15 protein-coding genes are annotated in these 13,087 nt (G+C 70.4%); 9 read left to right on the forward strand and 6 right to left on the reverse strand.

Features of this window, described 5'->3' with window-relative positions; genetic code table 11:
- Positions 1–138 precede the first annotated feature (138 nt).
- Genes ACSHT8_RS17435 through ACSHT8_RS17450 form a run of 4 tightly spaced genes read left to right on the forward strand, consistent with a single transcriptional unit; the run spans position 139 to position 3,834 of the window.
- Entirely contained in the window at positions 139–1,248 is a 1,110-nt protein-coding gene (locus ACSHT8_RS17435; protein ID WP_436491871.1) for an Ldh family oxidoreductase, read from the forward strand.
- Positions 1,248–2,165, forward strand: coding sequence for a Gfo/Idh/MocA family protein (locus ACSHT8_RS17440; protein WP_436491872.1), 918 nt, complete (start codon positions 1,248–1,250; stop codon positions 2,163–2,165). The genes ACSHT8_RS17435 and ACSHT8_RS17440 overlap by 1 nt, the downstream gene beginning before the upstream one ends.
- Positions 2,162–2,557 carry a DUF6917 domain-containing protein gene (locus tag ACSHT8_RS17445; protein WP_436491873.1) on the forward strand — a complete coding sequence of 132 codons (396 nt, stop codon included), beginning with the start codon at positions 2,162–2,164 and terminating at the stop codon, positions 2,555–2,557. The genes ACSHT8_RS17440 and ACSHT8_RS17445 overlap by 4 nt, the downstream gene beginning before the upstream one ends.
- Positions 2,554–3,834 (forward strand): FAD-dependent oxidoreductase, encoded by a 1,281-nt coding sequence (locus ACSHT8_RS17450; RefSeq protein ID WP_436491874.1) that lies wholly within the window; start codon positions 2,554–2,556, stop codon positions 3,832–3,834. Before ACSHT8_RS17445 ends, ACSHT8_RS17450 begins: the two co-directional genes overlap by 4 nt.
- A gap of 52 nt (positions 3,835–3,886) precedes the next feature.
- Here ACSHT8_RS17450 and ACSHT8_RS17455 read toward each other — a convergent pair whose 3' ends face one another.
- Both ACSHT8_RS17455 and ACSHT8_RS17460 read right to left on the reverse strand, forming a co-directional pair.
- A complete protein-coding gene (locus tag ACSHT8_RS17455) occupies positions 3,887–4,423 on the reverse strand; it encodes an EF-hand domain-containing protein (protein WP_436491875.1) in 537 nt (178 codons plus the stop codon).
- Between the two features lie 223 nt (positions 4,424–4,646).
- Positions 4,647–5,441, reverse strand: coding sequence for a DUF3050 domain-containing protein (locus ACSHT8_RS17460; protein WP_436491877.1), 795 nt, complete (start codon positions 5,439–5,441; stop codon positions 4,647–4,649).
- A 167-nt stretch (positions 5,442–5,608) separates the two neighbouring features.
- On the opposite strand from ACSHT8_RS17460, the gene ACSHT8_RS17465 reads away from it, so the two are divergent.
- Together ACSHT8_RS17465 and ACSHT8_RS17470 are read left to right on the forward strand one after the other, a co-directional pair.
- Entirely contained in the window at positions 5,609–5,917 is a 309-nt protein-coding gene (locus ACSHT8_RS17465) for a hypothetical protein (RefSeq protein ID WP_436491878.1), read from the forward strand.
- A 27-nt stretch (positions 5,918–5,944) separates the two neighbouring features.
- On the forward strand, positions 5,945–7,192 hold the full coding sequence (locus tag ACSHT8_RS17470; RefSeq protein WP_436491879.1) for a nucleotide sugar dehydrogenase: 1,248 nt from the start codon (positions 5,945–5,947) through the stop codon (positions 7,190–7,192).
- Positions 7,193–7,273: 81 nt separating this feature from the next.
- On the opposite strand, the gene ACSHT8_RS17475 is transcribed toward ACSHT8_RS17470, so the two are convergent.
- Positions 7,274–8,725 (reverse strand): DNA-3-methyladenine glycosylase 2 family protein, encoded by a 1,452-nt coding sequence (locus tag ACSHT8_RS17475; RefSeq protein ID WP_436491880.1) that lies wholly within the window; start codon positions 8,723–8,725, stop codon positions 7,274–7,276.
- A 121-nt stretch (positions 8,726–8,846) separates the two neighbouring features.
- Here ACSHT8_RS17475 and ACSHT8_RS17480 point away from each other — a divergent pair, with 121 nt between their 5' ends.
- Complete coding sequence (locus ACSHT8_RS17480; RefSeq protein ID WP_436491881.1) at positions 8,847–9,674, forward strand: isocitrate lyase/PEP mutase family protein; 828 nt, start codon at positions 8,847–8,849, stop codon at positions 9,672–9,674.
- A gap of 3 nt (positions 9,675–9,677) precedes the next feature.
- Here the strand turns inward: ACSHT8_RS17480 and ACSHT8_RS17485 are convergent, their stop codons facing one another.
- A complete protein-coding gene (locus ACSHT8_RS17485; protein ID WP_436491882.1) occupies positions 9,678–10,325 on the reverse strand; it encodes a TetR/AcrR family transcriptional regulator in 648 nt (215 codons plus the stop codon).
- 85 nt (positions 10,326–10,410) lie between these two features.
- Between ACSHT8_RS17485 and ACSHT8_RS17490 the strand changes: the two genes are divergently transcribed.
- Positions 10,411–10,611 (forward strand): antitoxin, encoded by a 201-nt coding sequence (locus ACSHT8_RS17490; RefSeq protein ID WP_436491883.1) that lies wholly within the window; start codon positions 10,411–10,413, stop codon positions 10,609–10,611.
- Between the two features lie 18 nt (positions 10,612–10,629).
- Here ACSHT8_RS17490 and ACSHT8_RS17495 read toward each other — a convergent pair whose 3' ends face one another.
- Together ACSHT8_RS17495 and ACSHT8_RS17500 are read right to left on the reverse strand one after the other, a co-directional pair.
- Positions 10,630–12,270: an ABC-F family ATP-binding cassette domain-containing protein gene (locus ACSHT8_RS17495; protein WP_436491884.1), complete on the reverse strand. Its 1,641-nt coding sequence runs from the start codon at positions 12,268–12,270 to the stop codon at positions 10,630–10,632.
- Positions 12,271–12,293: 23 nt separating this feature from the next.
- On the reverse strand, positions 12,294–12,527 hold the full coding sequence (locus ACSHT8_RS17500) for a hypothetical protein (protein WP_436491885.1): 234 nt from the start codon (positions 12,525–12,527) through the stop codon (positions 12,294–12,296).
- A 161-nt stretch (positions 12,528–12,688) separates the two neighbouring features.
- On the opposite strand from ACSHT8_RS17500, the gene ACSHT8_RS17505 reads away from it, so the two are divergent.
- Positions 12,689–13,054, forward strand: a complete 366-nt coding sequence (locus ACSHT8_RS17505; RefSeq protein WP_436491886.1) for a DUF1707 SHOCT-like domain-containing protein — start codon at positions 12,689–12,691, stop codon at positions 13,052–13,054.
- Positions 13,055–13,087 lie beyond the last annotated feature (33 nt).

Raw genomic sequence — 13,087 nt, forward strand, 5'->3', positions numbered from 1 at the left:
GAGGACAGCCCCCACCCGCCCTGGGGGGCGTCCCTGCTCCAGCCTACCGGCAGTAGCGGTCCCGCAGGGATTTCCTCCGCTCGCTGTGGATGACTCAGACCGATGTGGACAACCTGCCCCACCGAGAACGGAATCCCGATGACCGACCTCGCCGTGCCCGCTCAGACCGCCGTCCGGGTGCCCCAGGCCGAGCTGCTGGACTTCACCGCCGCCGTCTTCGTCGCCCACGGCGTCCCCACGAACCGCGCGCAAGCCGCGGCGGCGGCGCTGTGCCACGGCGACATCACCGGCGCCGCCTCGCACGGGCTCGTCAACCTCTCCCGCATCTACCTGCCGCTCCTCGAATCCGGCCGGGCCAGAGCCGACGCCGAGCCTCTCGTCCTCACCGACCTCGGCGCCACCCTGCTGCAAGACGCCCGCGGCGCTCTCGGGCTCTGGGCCGCGGGCGAGGCGATGGACCTGGCCACCAAACGCGCCGCCGAGTACGGAATCGGCATGGTGTCCGTCCGCGGCGCCACGCACTTCGGCTGCGCGGGGCACCACGCCCTGAAGGCCGTCGAGCACGGGATGATCGGCATCGTCGCGGCCAACTGCGGGCACCAGCGCATCGCCCGGCCGCCGCGGGGTCGACTGCCGATGCTCGGCACCAACCCCATCAGCGTCGCCGCGCCCGCCGGTGAGCACCCGCCGTTCCTGCTCGACATGAGCACCACCGCCGTCCCGACCGGCAAAGTCCGCGCCGCCGCGCGCGCGGGTGAAGAGATCCCAGCCGGGTGGCTGGCCGACGACCGCGGCGCCCCCGTCACCGACCCGGCCCGGTTCGACACCGGCGAAGCGCACCTCACCTGGCTCGGCGCCCCGGGAATGGGCGAGTACAAGGGCTTCGGCCTCGGCCTCATGGTCGAGGTTCTCGCCGCGCTGGTCCCCGGCGCGGGCCTCGGCCCGTCCCCGGCCGCCTTCGCCGCCGACCGCACCCCGGACGACGACATCGGCTTCCTCGTCATGGCCATCGCCCCCACCGCCCTGCGGTCGCCGCACCAGTTCCAGCGGGACGCGGGCGCGCTGTTCGGGTCCGTGCTCGGCTGCCCGCCGGTCGAACCCGGCGACACGGTCTCCTACCCCGGCTGCCCCGAGGCCCGCAACGCCGCCGACGCCGCCACACATGGCGTCCCGCTGGCCAAGGCGGTCCACGCCGAGCTGTGCCAGATCGCCGACCGGCTCGGCCTGACCGCGCCAGGGGAGAGCTGATGCGCATCGGAGTCGTCGGCCTGGGCGTCATCTCCCGCTTCTACCTGGCGGTCCTGCGCGAGAGCGGCCCGCTGCGGCTGGGCGCGGTGTGCGACGTGCGGCCCGAGGCGCTGGCCCCGCACCGCGACGAGGTGCCCTGCTGGACCGACCACCGCGACCTCGTCACCGCGGGCGGGCTCGACGCGGTCGTGGTGACCGTCCCCAACGACCGCCACGCCGAGGTGTGCCGCGACCTGCTCGACGCGGGGCTCCCCGTGTGCGTGGAGAAACCGCTGGCCACGACCCTGGCGGACGGCCTGGAGCTGGCGGCGCTCGCCGCGGCCCGGGGCGCCGTCCTGTTCACGTCGTTCCACCGCCGCTACAACGCGCGGGTGCGCGCCATGCTCGACAGCCTGCCGAAGGACGTGCCCATCGAGTCGGTGCGCGTGCGGTACCTGGAGCGCATCGAGGACCACGTCGGCAACGACCGCTGGTACCTCGACCCGGACCGCTGCGGCGGCGGCTGCGTCGCCGACAACGGCCCCAACGCCTTCGACCTGGCCCGCCTCTTCCTCGGCCCGCTGGAACTCGCTTACGCCGAGGTCCGCCGCGACGAAGCGGGCGTCGACCGGCAGGCGGTGATCGAGCTGGACTCGGCGTCCGGCGCGCGGGCCACCGTCGAGCTCGACTGGAGCCACCCCGGCGAGACCAAGGACATCGAGGTCCGCCTCGCCGACGGCACGGTCCGCCGGGCGGACATGCTGGCAGGCTTCCTCGGCTTCAAGCAGTCCCTGTGGCACGAGTACGCGGGCGTCCTGCGAGACTTCGCCAACGCGGTCCACCATGGCGGCGAGGACCGGGCGAGCATCGCCGCACTGTCCCTTGTGGACGCGGTTTACCAGGCAGAGCACGCACTCACCGGGAAGGCCCACACATGATCGAGGACGGCGACAAGCGCGCGGTGGCCGGTGTCCTGGTCAAGGTCCTGGTCCACCAACGCGAGGACCGCGGGATGCGCCTGGAGGAGTTCGCCAGCCGCTGCGTCCGCCAAGGCGAGGTGCACGAACTGGTGACGACCGACCACGACGTGACCGATCCGAGCATCGACCGTGTCGGCTTCCTCGGCTTCACCGAGATCTCCCACGGCGGCGTCATCGACCGCGGCGACGAGGTGCACATCGGCGGCGAGTACGTCGGGCGCGTCCTCGGCTTCGACGCCTGCCACTTCCCCAACCACTACAACATCCTGATCCGCCGCGACAGCCCGGTCACCGGCGGCCAGATCGCGCTGACCCCGGAGTCCCCCGTCCACTTCGGCGCGCCGAGGTGAAGCGCGCGGTCGTCGCGGGCGGCAGCCTGGCGGGATTGCTTGCCGCCCGCGTGCTGCACGACTTCGCCGACGAGGTCGTGATCATCGAGCCGGACACCCTGCCCGACACTCCGCTGACGCGGGCGGGCACCCCGCAGGCCAACCAGTTCCACGTGCTGCTGGGCCTCGCGCAGCACCTGTTCGGCCACTGGTTCCCCACGCTGCTTCCCCGCCTCGGCGCCGGGCCGTACCCGATCGAGGACTGCTGCATGTACCTCGACGGCGCCACCCGCGTCGCGGTGCCGGGCGACCAGCTCATGCCGGTGCCGCGGCCGCTGCTGGAGTTCCACGTGCGCGCGGAGGTCCTCGCGCTGCCGAAGGTGCGGCTCGTCCGCGACCGCGTCGTCGGCTTGACCATCGGCCTCGGTCGCGTCGACGGCGTCCGGCTGGCGTCGGGGGCGGCCGTCCACGGTGAACTCGTCGTCGACGCCACCGGCCGCGCCTCCCGGCTCGGCGACTGGCTGCTGCGCCTGGACTTCCAGCCGCCGCCGAAGCAGCGGATGGACCTCGACCTCGGCTACGCCACCGTCCTGTACCACCGCTATCCCGACCAGCGCCTGGACAACCTCTACGCCGTCCACTCCCTGCGGTCGGCCGGTTCCGCGGAGCCGGGGGTGAGTGTCGTCGCCCCGTCCGGGCCGGACCGCTGGATCTGCTCGGTGTCGGCCTACGGCAAGCAGCGCCCCACCAAGTCCCTCGCGGACTTCCACGCCCGCTGCGAACGTGAGCCCGCGGCCGGATTCGCCGCCCTGGTCCACGAGTGCGAGCCCGCGAGCCAGGTGGAGGTGCACCGGTTCCCGCACAGCGCGCGCCGCGACTTCCACCAGCTGCGCCACTTTCCGGCGGGCGTCGTCCCGGTCGGTGACGCGGTGGCGTCGTTCAACCCGGTCTACGGCCAGGGAATGCCCTCAGCCGCCCTCCACGCGTCCGCACTGGGCGCCTGGCTGCGGTCGGGGGACGACGTCCACGCGTACTTCGAGCGGTTGAAGGTCCTGGTGGACGCGGCATGGCAGACCTCGGCGCTGGCCGACTTCGCCCTGCCGCACGTGCCCGGCCCACGCCCGAAGGGCTACCGCGTCATGCAGGCTGTCGGCACCGCCATTGACCAGGCGACGACCACGGATCCCCTGGTGGCCAAGCGGTTCATCGACGTCATCAACATGCGGCAGCACCCGTCGGCCCTGCTGCGGCCCGACATCCTCGCCAGGGCCGCCCGCGCCAGGATCGCCAGGGGCTGAACATGCGAATGCCCCCGGACCAGTGTCCCGGGGGCACCACGCTTGTCGGCCGCTAGCGACCCAGCAGCGGGATGTCGTTCACCCCCTGGTGGTAGTCGCGCACGGCGATCACCAGTTCCTCCACGGTCAGCTGTCCGCTGCCGTCCCGGTCGATCTGCCGGAACGCCTGGTCGGCCTGCCGCTCGTCGACGCCGACGGCCTTCATCCAACGCTTGAACTCCGCCGGGTTGACCTCGCCGTCGCCGTCGGTGTCGCACAGCTCGACGATGGCCTCGATGGTCGGGCGCAGGTTGCGGTCGAAGCCCGCGTCGCCGCCCTCGACCAGTTCGGTCTCGGAGACCTGTGTGAACTGCTCCAGAGTCACCTTGCCCTGCGACCCGACCTTCGCCTTGCCCGCGAGCTTGTCCCACATGCCGAGGTAGGCGGTGAGCAGAGAGCGGCCCTTGGGCGAGGTCTCCTGCTCGCCGAAGGCCTTGAGGATTCGACGCGCCTCGGTCTCGTAGTCCGACCTGTCGATCGTTCCGTCTCCGTTGCTGTCCCAGAGTTCGAAACGACGCTTCAGGCGGCTGTCCTGGACGCTAGCGGTCACGACCATGCTCCTTTGAATTCTCGACGGATTCCTCAGGGGAGCCCCAGCAATTCAAGCAGCTCCGCCGTCTCGACATTAGCAACGGCGCCGGACGCCGCGCCGGGTTCAGCTCGCCCCTTTTCGGGTGTAATTCCTTGTCCACCATTAGAACCGACCGTGACGATCACTGGGCCGGTAGGATCGGTTCTCACCAAATTGACGCATCAATACTTGCGCATGCAATTCATGCCCGGGCCAACCGCTGATCGAGTGCGACGGTGATGCCGTCCCACAGCGCGACTCTCGCACGCAGAACATCGACCAGGGTCCGCGCGCATTCGGCCCATTTCCCGGCGTCGGGACCGCACAGGTCGGCCACCATCTGCATCGCCATCGGCGTGTGCTGCTCGCCGTCGACCTCGATGTGGCGGACCAGGTACTCGCCGAACAGCTCCAGCTTCGTCCCGCCCGCGGCGACCACCTGGTCGAACATCTCGGGGATCAGATCCTCCCGGCCGAAGGCGAACGCGGCAGCCTGACAGTGCACCGGCGCGTGCGTGATCACCTCCCACGTCGACCGCACGAAGTCGGCCGCCGGCCCGGGCACACCGGCCTTGACCAGTGCGTTCTCCACGGGCTCATCGGCGCGCAGAAGGTCGAGGAAGGTGTCGACGGGCTCGGTGTCGGCGCCTGCCTGCGCCATCGCGTGCTGGTAGAGCTCGAAGTGGCTGACGTAGCCCTCGCCGAACTCGTCGCTCTCCTCGACCAGCACGATGTCGTTGATCAGCCGCCTGCTGATCGGCTGCGTCGTGGGCACCCAGGGCACCCGGACGCAGGTCAACTCGCGCTGCAGGCTCTTGAGCAGGGACATGAAATCCCAGACCGCGAACACATGGTGGGCCATGAACACCGCCACGTCCCCGGTCGTGGCCATCCGCCGGTAAATCGGGTGACGGGTCACCTCGGTGCGTATCGGCTCGATTGTCGCGCGAATGCGGTCGATGCCCGGATGGGCCAATGCCCAATCGTAGCGACTCATCGTGGTGCGAACCCTTTCCTCGACGCGACTGGTGTAGCGGACGTTATGGAGGATGAGCACTCACGCGCCACCTATCAATAGGATGAATTTACGTACCCGATCGGCGACTGCGATCACCGCGGAATGCGACAAACATGGAAGCGTCGTATCCGAACCAGGGAGGAACCATGCGGTTCGCCAAGTCGTTGTCCGCCGCGCTGCTCGCCGGGGCGGCGCTGACCAGCCTCGCCCCCGCCGCGGCCGCGACCCCAGGGCAGGTGGTGGCGTTCACCCACGAGTTCACGCCCCTGAGGATCTGGGACAACCCGACCGGCTGCCACGCGCTCGACCCCGGCACACACCTGATCTTCAACCAGCTCGACCGACCCATCACGATCTACGCCGACCCGGCCTGCCTGTTCCCGATCGAGCCGTTCGCCAGGGTCAAGCCCGGTTTCGGTTCGCACGTCAGCGCTGTCGGCAGCTTCCGCGCCTGAGTGCGGCCCACCGGTGGAAGGATCTCCTTGTTCACAGTGGACCTCGTGGTCGTCGGCCTCGGCTACGTCGGACTCCCGCTCGCCCACCGAGCGTGCGCGGCGGGCCTGCGCGTCGCCGGGATCGACACCGACGCCCGCGTGATCGCGGGCCTGAGCGCGGGCCGTTCCCACATACAGGACGCCCCCGACATCGGCCAGATGTTGGCCGCGGGCTTCACCGCCGCGACCGAGTTCACCACCGTGTCCACAGCGGACACCGTGGTGATCTGCGTCCCCACCGGCCTGGTCGACGGCGAGCCCGACCTCCGCGCGGTGATCGCGGCAGGCAGGCGAGTCGCTGAACACCTGCGGCCCGGAACGCTGGTGGTACTGGAGTCGACCAGCTACCCGGGGACGACGGAAGAGGTGCTGCTGCCACTGCTGGAGTCGACGGGCTTGGTCGCCGGGGTCGACTTCAACCTGGCGTACTCACCGGAGCGCATCGACCCGGGCAACGGGGAACACGCGCTGGAGAACACACCGAAGGTGGTGAGCGGCCTGACACCGCTGTGCGCCAAGCGGTGCGAGGCGTTCTACGAGGAACTGGTCGATTCGGTCGTCGTGGCGGCGGGGTTGCGGGAGGCGGAGACGGCGAAGCTGCTGGAGAACAGCTATCGCCTGGTGAACATCGCACTGGTGAACGAGTTGGCAGTGCTGTGCGAGCGGTTGGAGGTGGATGTCTGGGACGTACTCCGGTGCGCGGCGACGAAGCCGTTCGGTTTCCAGCCGTTCTCCCCTGGGCCGGGCGTGGGTGGACACTGCATTCCGGTGGATCCCCGGTACCTGGCCAATCGGGCTCGGGCGGAGGGTCTGCCGTGTTCGATGATCACCGCAGCGCAGGAGGTCAACGCGGGGATGCCCGCGTATGTGGTTCGGCGGGCACGGGACATCCTCGCCCGAGATGGCCGGGTCTCCGGAGCACGCGTGCTTCTCCTCGGCGTCACCTACAAGCCGGACGTGGGCGACGTGAGGCAAACTCCAGCTACCGGGATCGTCCGGCAGCTGCGCAACCTGGGAATCCTTGTGGGATACCACGATCCATACGTATCCGGCTTCCTTGTCGACGGAGAGCCGGTCCCCGCAGAGTCCGATGTGGACAAGGGAGTTCGACGGGCGGACCTCGTCATCCTCCTCCAGGACCATCGCACACTAGACCTGCCGGGCATCGCCCGACACGCACACACGGTGTTGGACACCCGAGGCCGAATGGAAGGCGAGAACGTAGAGCGCTTGTGACGCACACTCAACCCCCACCAAACGTAACGCCCCCAACGAATGCCTGTTTGGGTGGTTCGCCTCGATTCGGGGCAACCGACGTCACCGAGGCAGCCGCTCACTCACCGCCCACAGATGCTGCATCGCATACGCCCGCCAAGGCCGCCAGATACTCGAATGCGCAGCCAGACTGTTCGCGTTCGTCGACAGCCCCAACTCCCGAGCAGCGGCCCGAATCCCCGGATCCCCCGGTAAGAACGCATCCGGATCCCCTAACGCACGCATGGCGATGTTCTCCACCGTCCAAGGCCCGAACCCAGGCAACGCGGCCAACCGAGCCCGAGCCCGCTCCCGATCCGCGCCCACCCCCACATCGATCGTCCCCGAAGCCAACGCCGACACCAGCCCCAACAGCGTGTCGCGGCGGGTCCGCGGCAGGGCGAGCATGTCGGGATCCACCGACGCGAGCACCTGCGGTGACGGGAACAGATGCGTCAACCCGCCAACCGGGTCACGCACGACCTCCCCATGGGCCGCGACCAACCGGGTGGCGTGGGCGCGGGCGGCGGCGGTGGTCAGCTGTTGGCCGAGCACCGCGCGCATCGCGAATTCGGCGCCGTCGACGGTGTGCGGGACGCGACGGCCGGGGGTGGCCCGGACCAGGGGCGCGAGTACGGGGTCGGCGGAGAGTTGGTCGTCGACGGCGATCGGGTCGGCGTCGAGGTCGAGCAGGCGGCGGCAGCGGCTGATCGCCAGCGCCAGGTCGCGCAGGTCGGTCAGGGACAGCTGGCACACGACGTGGCCCGCGGCGGGGCGCAGGCTGGCGATGCCGTGGCCGTGGGGCAGCCGCAGGGTCCTGCGGTAGGCGCCGTCGCGCCATTCCTCGACGCCGGGGACGACGGTGGCGGCGAGTTGGGCGAGGAGCTTGTCGGCGCACATGGGCTCGCGGAACGGCAGGCGCAGCGAGATGACCCCCGCGCCCGCCGTCTGTCTGCCCGCGCGCTGACGCAACTCCGTCGGCGGCAGCGCGAAGACTTCTCTTACAGTGTCGTTGAAAGTCCTGATGCTGCCGAAGCCCGCGGCCGTGGCCACCTCGCTCATCGGCAGTTCCGTTGTCTCGATCAGCAGACGCGCGGTCTGCGCCCGTTGCGCGCGGGCGAGCGCGAGTGGACCGGCGCCGAACTCGGCGAGGAGTTGTCGCTCCACTTGCCGCACGCTGTAGCCCAGGTGCGCGGCCAGGCCCGGCACCCCCGACCGGTCGACGACCCCGTCGGCGATCAGCCGCATCGCGCGCGCGGCCAGATCGGCCCGCGCGTTCCATTGCGGCGAACCGGGGCTCGCGTCAGGGCGGCAGCGTTTGCAGGCGCGGTATCCGGCCTGTTGGGCTGCGGCGGCGCTGGGGAAGAACGTCATGTTCTCCGCTTTGGGCGGCATCCCAGGGCAGCTAGGGCGGCAGTAGATGCGTGTGGTCCGGACCGCGGTGAAGAACCATCCGTCGAACCTGGAGTCTTTGGAATGAACGGCGCGCACACAGCGGTCGAAGTCGTCATGCACCGGAACAGGATGGAGGTCCGGCTGGTGCAGGGGCTAGCCAAAAACCGACTTGACCGTCAAGTAGGCCGTACTGTCGCATTTTCGCCACCCCTTGTCGGGGGGTGCTGCTTGACTGTCAAGCATGACGAAAAAGCAGCAAGATCACGCGCTGCGGTTCCATGAGCTGCACACATCCGGAACCGTGTTGGCCCTGGCGAACGCCTGGGACGTCGCCAGCGCGTGCGTGACGGTCGCGGCGGGGGCGAAAGCGGTTGCGACCACAAGTTCCGGTGTCGCGTGGAGTCTGGGCGCCCGCGACGGCGACGCGCTCGACCGGGAGGCGGCCGTCGGGCTCATCGCGCGGGTGTGCGCCGCGGTCGACGTGCCCGTCACCGCCGACATCGAGACCGGCTTCGGCGACACCCCGCACGACGTGGCCGAAACCGTCCGCGCGGTGCTCGCCGCGGGCGCGGTAGGGGTGAACATCGAGGACTCGTTCGCCTCCGACGACAGCCCGCTGCGCGACATCGCCGCCCAGTCCGAGCGCTACGCCGCGGCCCGCGCCGCCGCAGACGACGCCGGGATCTCGTTGTTCATCAACGCACGTGTGGACACTTTTTTGCGCTCAGTTGGCAACGAAGACACCCGAGTGGCCCTAACGGTCGAACGTGCTCACGCATATCTCGCAGCGGGTGCCTCCGGCATCTTCGTCCCGGGCGCGCGCGACCTGGCCACGATCAAGACGCTGGTGGCGGAGATCCCGGCGCCGCTCAACATCATGGTCGGCCCCGGTGTGCCGAGCGTTCCCGAGCTGGCGGGCGTGGGTGTCGCGCGGGCGAGCCTGGGCGGCGCGATCGCCGAGGCCGCGTACGGCCTCGCCCGCCGCGCCACCGAGGAGCTGCTCACCACGGGCACCTATGAGTCCGTGCGCGGCGGCCTGACCTGGCCTGAGCTGAACGCGCTGTTCTGAGTTCTAAACGGACGTCGAGATCGGACGGTCGGCCAACCGGGTGGCTATGCCATCGAGCGTGCGCGCGATGGCATAGCCGTAGAACTCCGCCGGGTCGACCTCCGCGACGTACCGTCCCAGGTCGGTCAGGCCCGGCTGCGCGCTGATGAGGTCGGCCGACTTCTCGCGCAGCCCGGGGCCGCGGTCGTCCTCCAGGGCGATGAACAGGCACGCCTGGCTCAGCAGCAGCTCATAGGCCGCGCAGCTCTCGTCGCCGAAGCCCGCCTCGCGCAGCACCCGCACCCCGGCGTCGATGACACGCAGCACACCCGGCACCCCCGCGCCGTGCAGCGCGAGCCGCCGGGCGACCCCCGGCGCGGCCCGCAGGACGGGCCGCAGCGCGGTCAGCAGGTCCTCGAACCACTCCCGCCACGGCAGCCGCGGGTCCGGCAGCGCCACGTCGGCCACGACGCGCTCGATCACGGCGGTGACCACGGCGTCCCGGTCGCCGATGTGGTGGTAGATCACGGCCGGATAAGCGCCCACAGCGGCGGCGAGGCCGCGTAGCGTCCAGTTCTCCAGGCCCTCCGCCCGCGTCAGCCGCAGCGCCTCGGTGACGATCCACTCGGGGGTGACCGCGCGCCGCTTGTCGACTGATGCAGGAGTTCGCATACGTCCACACTATCGGGGCGGAACCTTCCGGGGTGGTCCCTTCGTTGAAGGGGTGCAGGGACAACCAATGCTCGGGGAGACGCAGATGGCGAAGATCAAGAAGCTGGCCGCACTGGCCGGTGCCGCGGCCGCCGCGCGCAAGTACGCGGCCAAGCACCCGGACAAAGTCGACCGGATGGCGACGAAGGCCGGACGCATCATCGACCAGCGCACCAAGGGCAAGTACCACGACAAGATCGACGGCGCGCTGACCAAGCTGCGGTCGAGCTTGCCCAAGCAAGCCTGATCTGGGCGCCGACGGGGTCTAGCCGAGTTCGGTCACGGCCCCGTCGGTGACCGAGAACCGCCGGTTCACCGCGACCGCGTCCAGCATGCGGCGGTCGTGGGTGACCAGCAGCAACGTCCCTGGATACTCGGCAAGCGCAGACTCCAGCTGCTCGATCGCGGGCAGGTCGAGGTGGTTGGTGGGCTCGTCGAGCACCAACAGGTTCACCCCGCGCGCCTGCAGCAGCGCCAGCGCGGCGCGCGTGCGCTCGCCCGGCGAGAGCGAAACCGCCGGCCGCAGCACGTGCTGCGCCTTCAGGCCGAACTTCGCCAGCAGTGTCCGCACCTCGGCCGTCGGCCAGTCCGGCACCTCGCGGCCGAAGGCGTCCAGCAGCTCCTCCTGGCCCAGGAACAGCCCGCGCGCCTGGTCGACCTCGCCGACCTGCACACCCGGCCCGAGGTAGGTCTCGCCCGCCGTCAGCGGCGTCCGGCCCAGCAGCGCGGCGAGCAAAGTGGACTTGCCCGCGCCGTTGGCCCCGGTGATCGCGACCCGATCGGCCCAGCCGATCTCCAACGTGACCGGCCCGAGCGTGAACCCGCCGCGCTCCACCACCGCGTCCCGGAGGGCGGCGACGACGGCCCCGGTGCGCGGCGCCGCGGCGATCTCCATCCGCAGCTCCCACTCCTTGCGGGGCTCCTCGACCACCTCCAGCCGCTCGATCATCCGCTCGGTCTGCCGGGCTTTCGCGGCCTGCTTCTCCGAGGACTCCGAGCGCAGCTTGCGGCCGATCTTGTCGTTGTCGGTTGCCTTGCGGCGGGCGTTGCGGGTGCCCTTGTCCATCCAGCCCCGCTGCATCCGCGCGCGGTCCTCCAGCGACGCCTTGGTCGAGGCGAACTCCTCGAACTCCTCACGCGCGTGGCGGCGCGCGACCTCGCGTTCCTCCAGATAGGCCGCGTAGCCGCCGCCGTACTCGCGGATCCGCTGCTGCGCCAAGTCGAGTTCGACCACCCCGGTGACCGTGCGGGTCAGGAACTCGCGGTCGTGGCTGACGACCACCGTGCCCGCGCGCAGCCCCGAGACGAACGCCTCCAGCCGGTCGAGTCCGTCGAGGTCGAGGTCGTTGGTCGGCTCGTCGAGCAGGAACACGTCGTAGCGGCTGAGCAGCAGCGACGCCATGCCCGCCCGCGCGGCCTGGCCGCCGGACAGCGACGTCATCCGCTGGTCGAGTGCCACGCCGAGGCCGAGGTCGGCGACCGCGGCCTCGGCCCGCTCGTCGAGGTCGGCGCCACCGAGGGCGAGCCAGCGTTCGAGGGCGTGCGCGTACTCGTCGTCGGCGCCCGGGGCGCCCGCGCCGAGGGCCTCGGCGGCGTCGTCCATGGCGGTCTGGGCGGCCGCGACGCCGGTGCGTCGGGCGAGGAAGGCACGCACGGACTCGCCGGGGATCCGGTCGGGCTCCTGCGGCAGGTAGCCGACCGACGCGTTCGCCGGGCTCAGCCGCACCTGGCCCTGCTCGGCCGGGAGGAGCCCGGCCAGGGTCCGCAGCAGCGTCGACTTGCCCGCGCCGTTGACGCCGACCAGCCCGAGCACGTCACCGGGCGCGACGACCAGGTCGAGGCCGGAGAACAGGACACGGTCGCCGTGGCCCGCGGCCAGCGCCTTTGCGACCAGGGTCGCGCTCATCGAACACCCCTCCGCGCCGCTGGTCAGAGGCGCGGCGCGATATCAATGATGTCCGATTGCCTAATCCAGTCGGGGACAGGCCCGGTGTCACCCGGTCGGGCGATCATGGGTAGCCGCATCGTGTCGAGGTGCGGGTGTCGCTGCGGCTCCCCGGCGACCACGCCGATACCGATGAACCGCGCGCGGCCACCGTGGAAATCCCACTGCGCGAACGTGATGACCCGGCCGGGCTCCGGCCAGTCGTGGATGTCTGCCATGTCCCCCGAACTCTCCCGCTCAGAACACGGTCATCGTCACACAGATTCACTCGAATGATGTAAACGCCCGCTTAATGTTCAGTCCAAAGAGGTCAGCGGTCGGCGAGTGCGGTCGAACGGTTCGCTGGGTCCGCCGGGCAGGCGCCACTAGAGTGGGGGCCATGGGCGACAACCTCCGCGTCGGCACCGCAGAGCGTGAAGCGGCCATCGCCGAGTTGGGCGATCACTTCGCGGCCGGGCGGCTGGAGGTCGACGAGTACGAGCAGCGCTGCGGCATCGCGGCCAACGCCCGCACCCAGGCCGAACTCCGCGCGCTGTTCGACGACCTGCCCGCCAAGGACGTCGCTGTGGCGGTTCCGGCCGACCCGCTGGTGCGCAACGACAACCCCAAGAGCGCCAAGGCCATGATCGTCGGCTTCGCGGCAGTCGCCCTGGTCGGGGTGGTTGTGGTGGTCGCGATCACCTCGACGTGGATCCTGCTCGCGCCGCTGCTGTTGGTCGGCGCGATCCTGTTCATGATGTCCTGAAATCCGGTTGGCCCGCGGGCCGGTCGTGGCCGA

This window comes from Actinokineospora sp. HUAS TT18 (assembly GCF_051364635.1).
Taxonomy (GTDB): Bacteria; Actinomycetota; Actinomycetes; order Mycobacteriales; family Pseudonocardiaceae; genus Actinokineospora.

What these genes read in the sequence shown, in the direction of transcription:
- ACSHT8_RS17435 (WP_436491871.1), top strand. Translation starts at nt 139, where the DNA reads ATGACCGACCTCGCCGTGCCCGCTCAGACCGCCGTCCGGGTGCCCCAG.
- ACSHT8_RS17440 (WP_436491872.1), top strand. Translation starts at nt 1,248, where the DNA reads ATGCGCATCGGAGTCGTCGGCCTGGGCGTCATCTCCCGCTTCTACCTG.
- ACSHT8_RS17445 (WP_436491873.1), top strand. Translation starts at nt 2,162, where the DNA reads ATGATCGAGGACGGCGACAAGCGCGCGGTGGCCGGTGTCCTGGTCAAG.
- ACSHT8_RS17460 (WP_436491877.1), bottom strand. Translation starts at nt 5,441, where the DNA reads ATGAGTCGCTACGATTGGGCATTGGCCCATCCGGGCATCGACCGCATT.
- ACSHT8_RS17465 (WP_436491878.1), top strand. Translation starts at nt 5,609, where the DNA reads ATGCGGTTCGCCAAGTCGTTGTCCGCCGCGCTGCTCGCCGGGGCGGCG.
- ACSHT8_RS17480 (WP_436491881.1), top strand. Translation starts at nt 8,847, where the DNA reads ATGACGAAAAAGCAGCAAGATCACGCGCTGCGGTTCCATGAGCTGCAC.
- ACSHT8_RS17485 (WP_436491882.1), bottom strand. Translation starts at nt 10,325, where the DNA reads ATGCGAACTCCTGCATCAGTCGACAAGCGGCGCGCGGTCACCCCCGAG.
- ACSHT8_RS17490 (WP_436491883.1), top strand. Translation starts at nt 10,411, where the DNA reads ATGGCGAAGATCAAGAAGCTGGCCGCACTGGCCGGTGCCGCGGCCGCC.
- ACSHT8_RS17495 (WP_436491884.1), bottom strand. Translation starts at nt 12,270, where the DNA reads ATGAGCGCGACCCTGGTCGCAAAGGCGCTGGCCGCGGGCCACGGCGAC.
- ACSHT8_RS17500 (WP_436491885.1), bottom strand. Translation starts at nt 12,527, where the DNA reads ATGGCAGACATCCACGACTGGCCGGAGCCCGGCCGGGTCATCACGTTC.
- ACSHT8_RS17505 (WP_436491886.1), top strand. Translation starts at nt 12,689, where the DNA reads ATGGGCGACAACCTCCGCGTCGGCACCGCAGAGCGTGAAGCGGCCATC.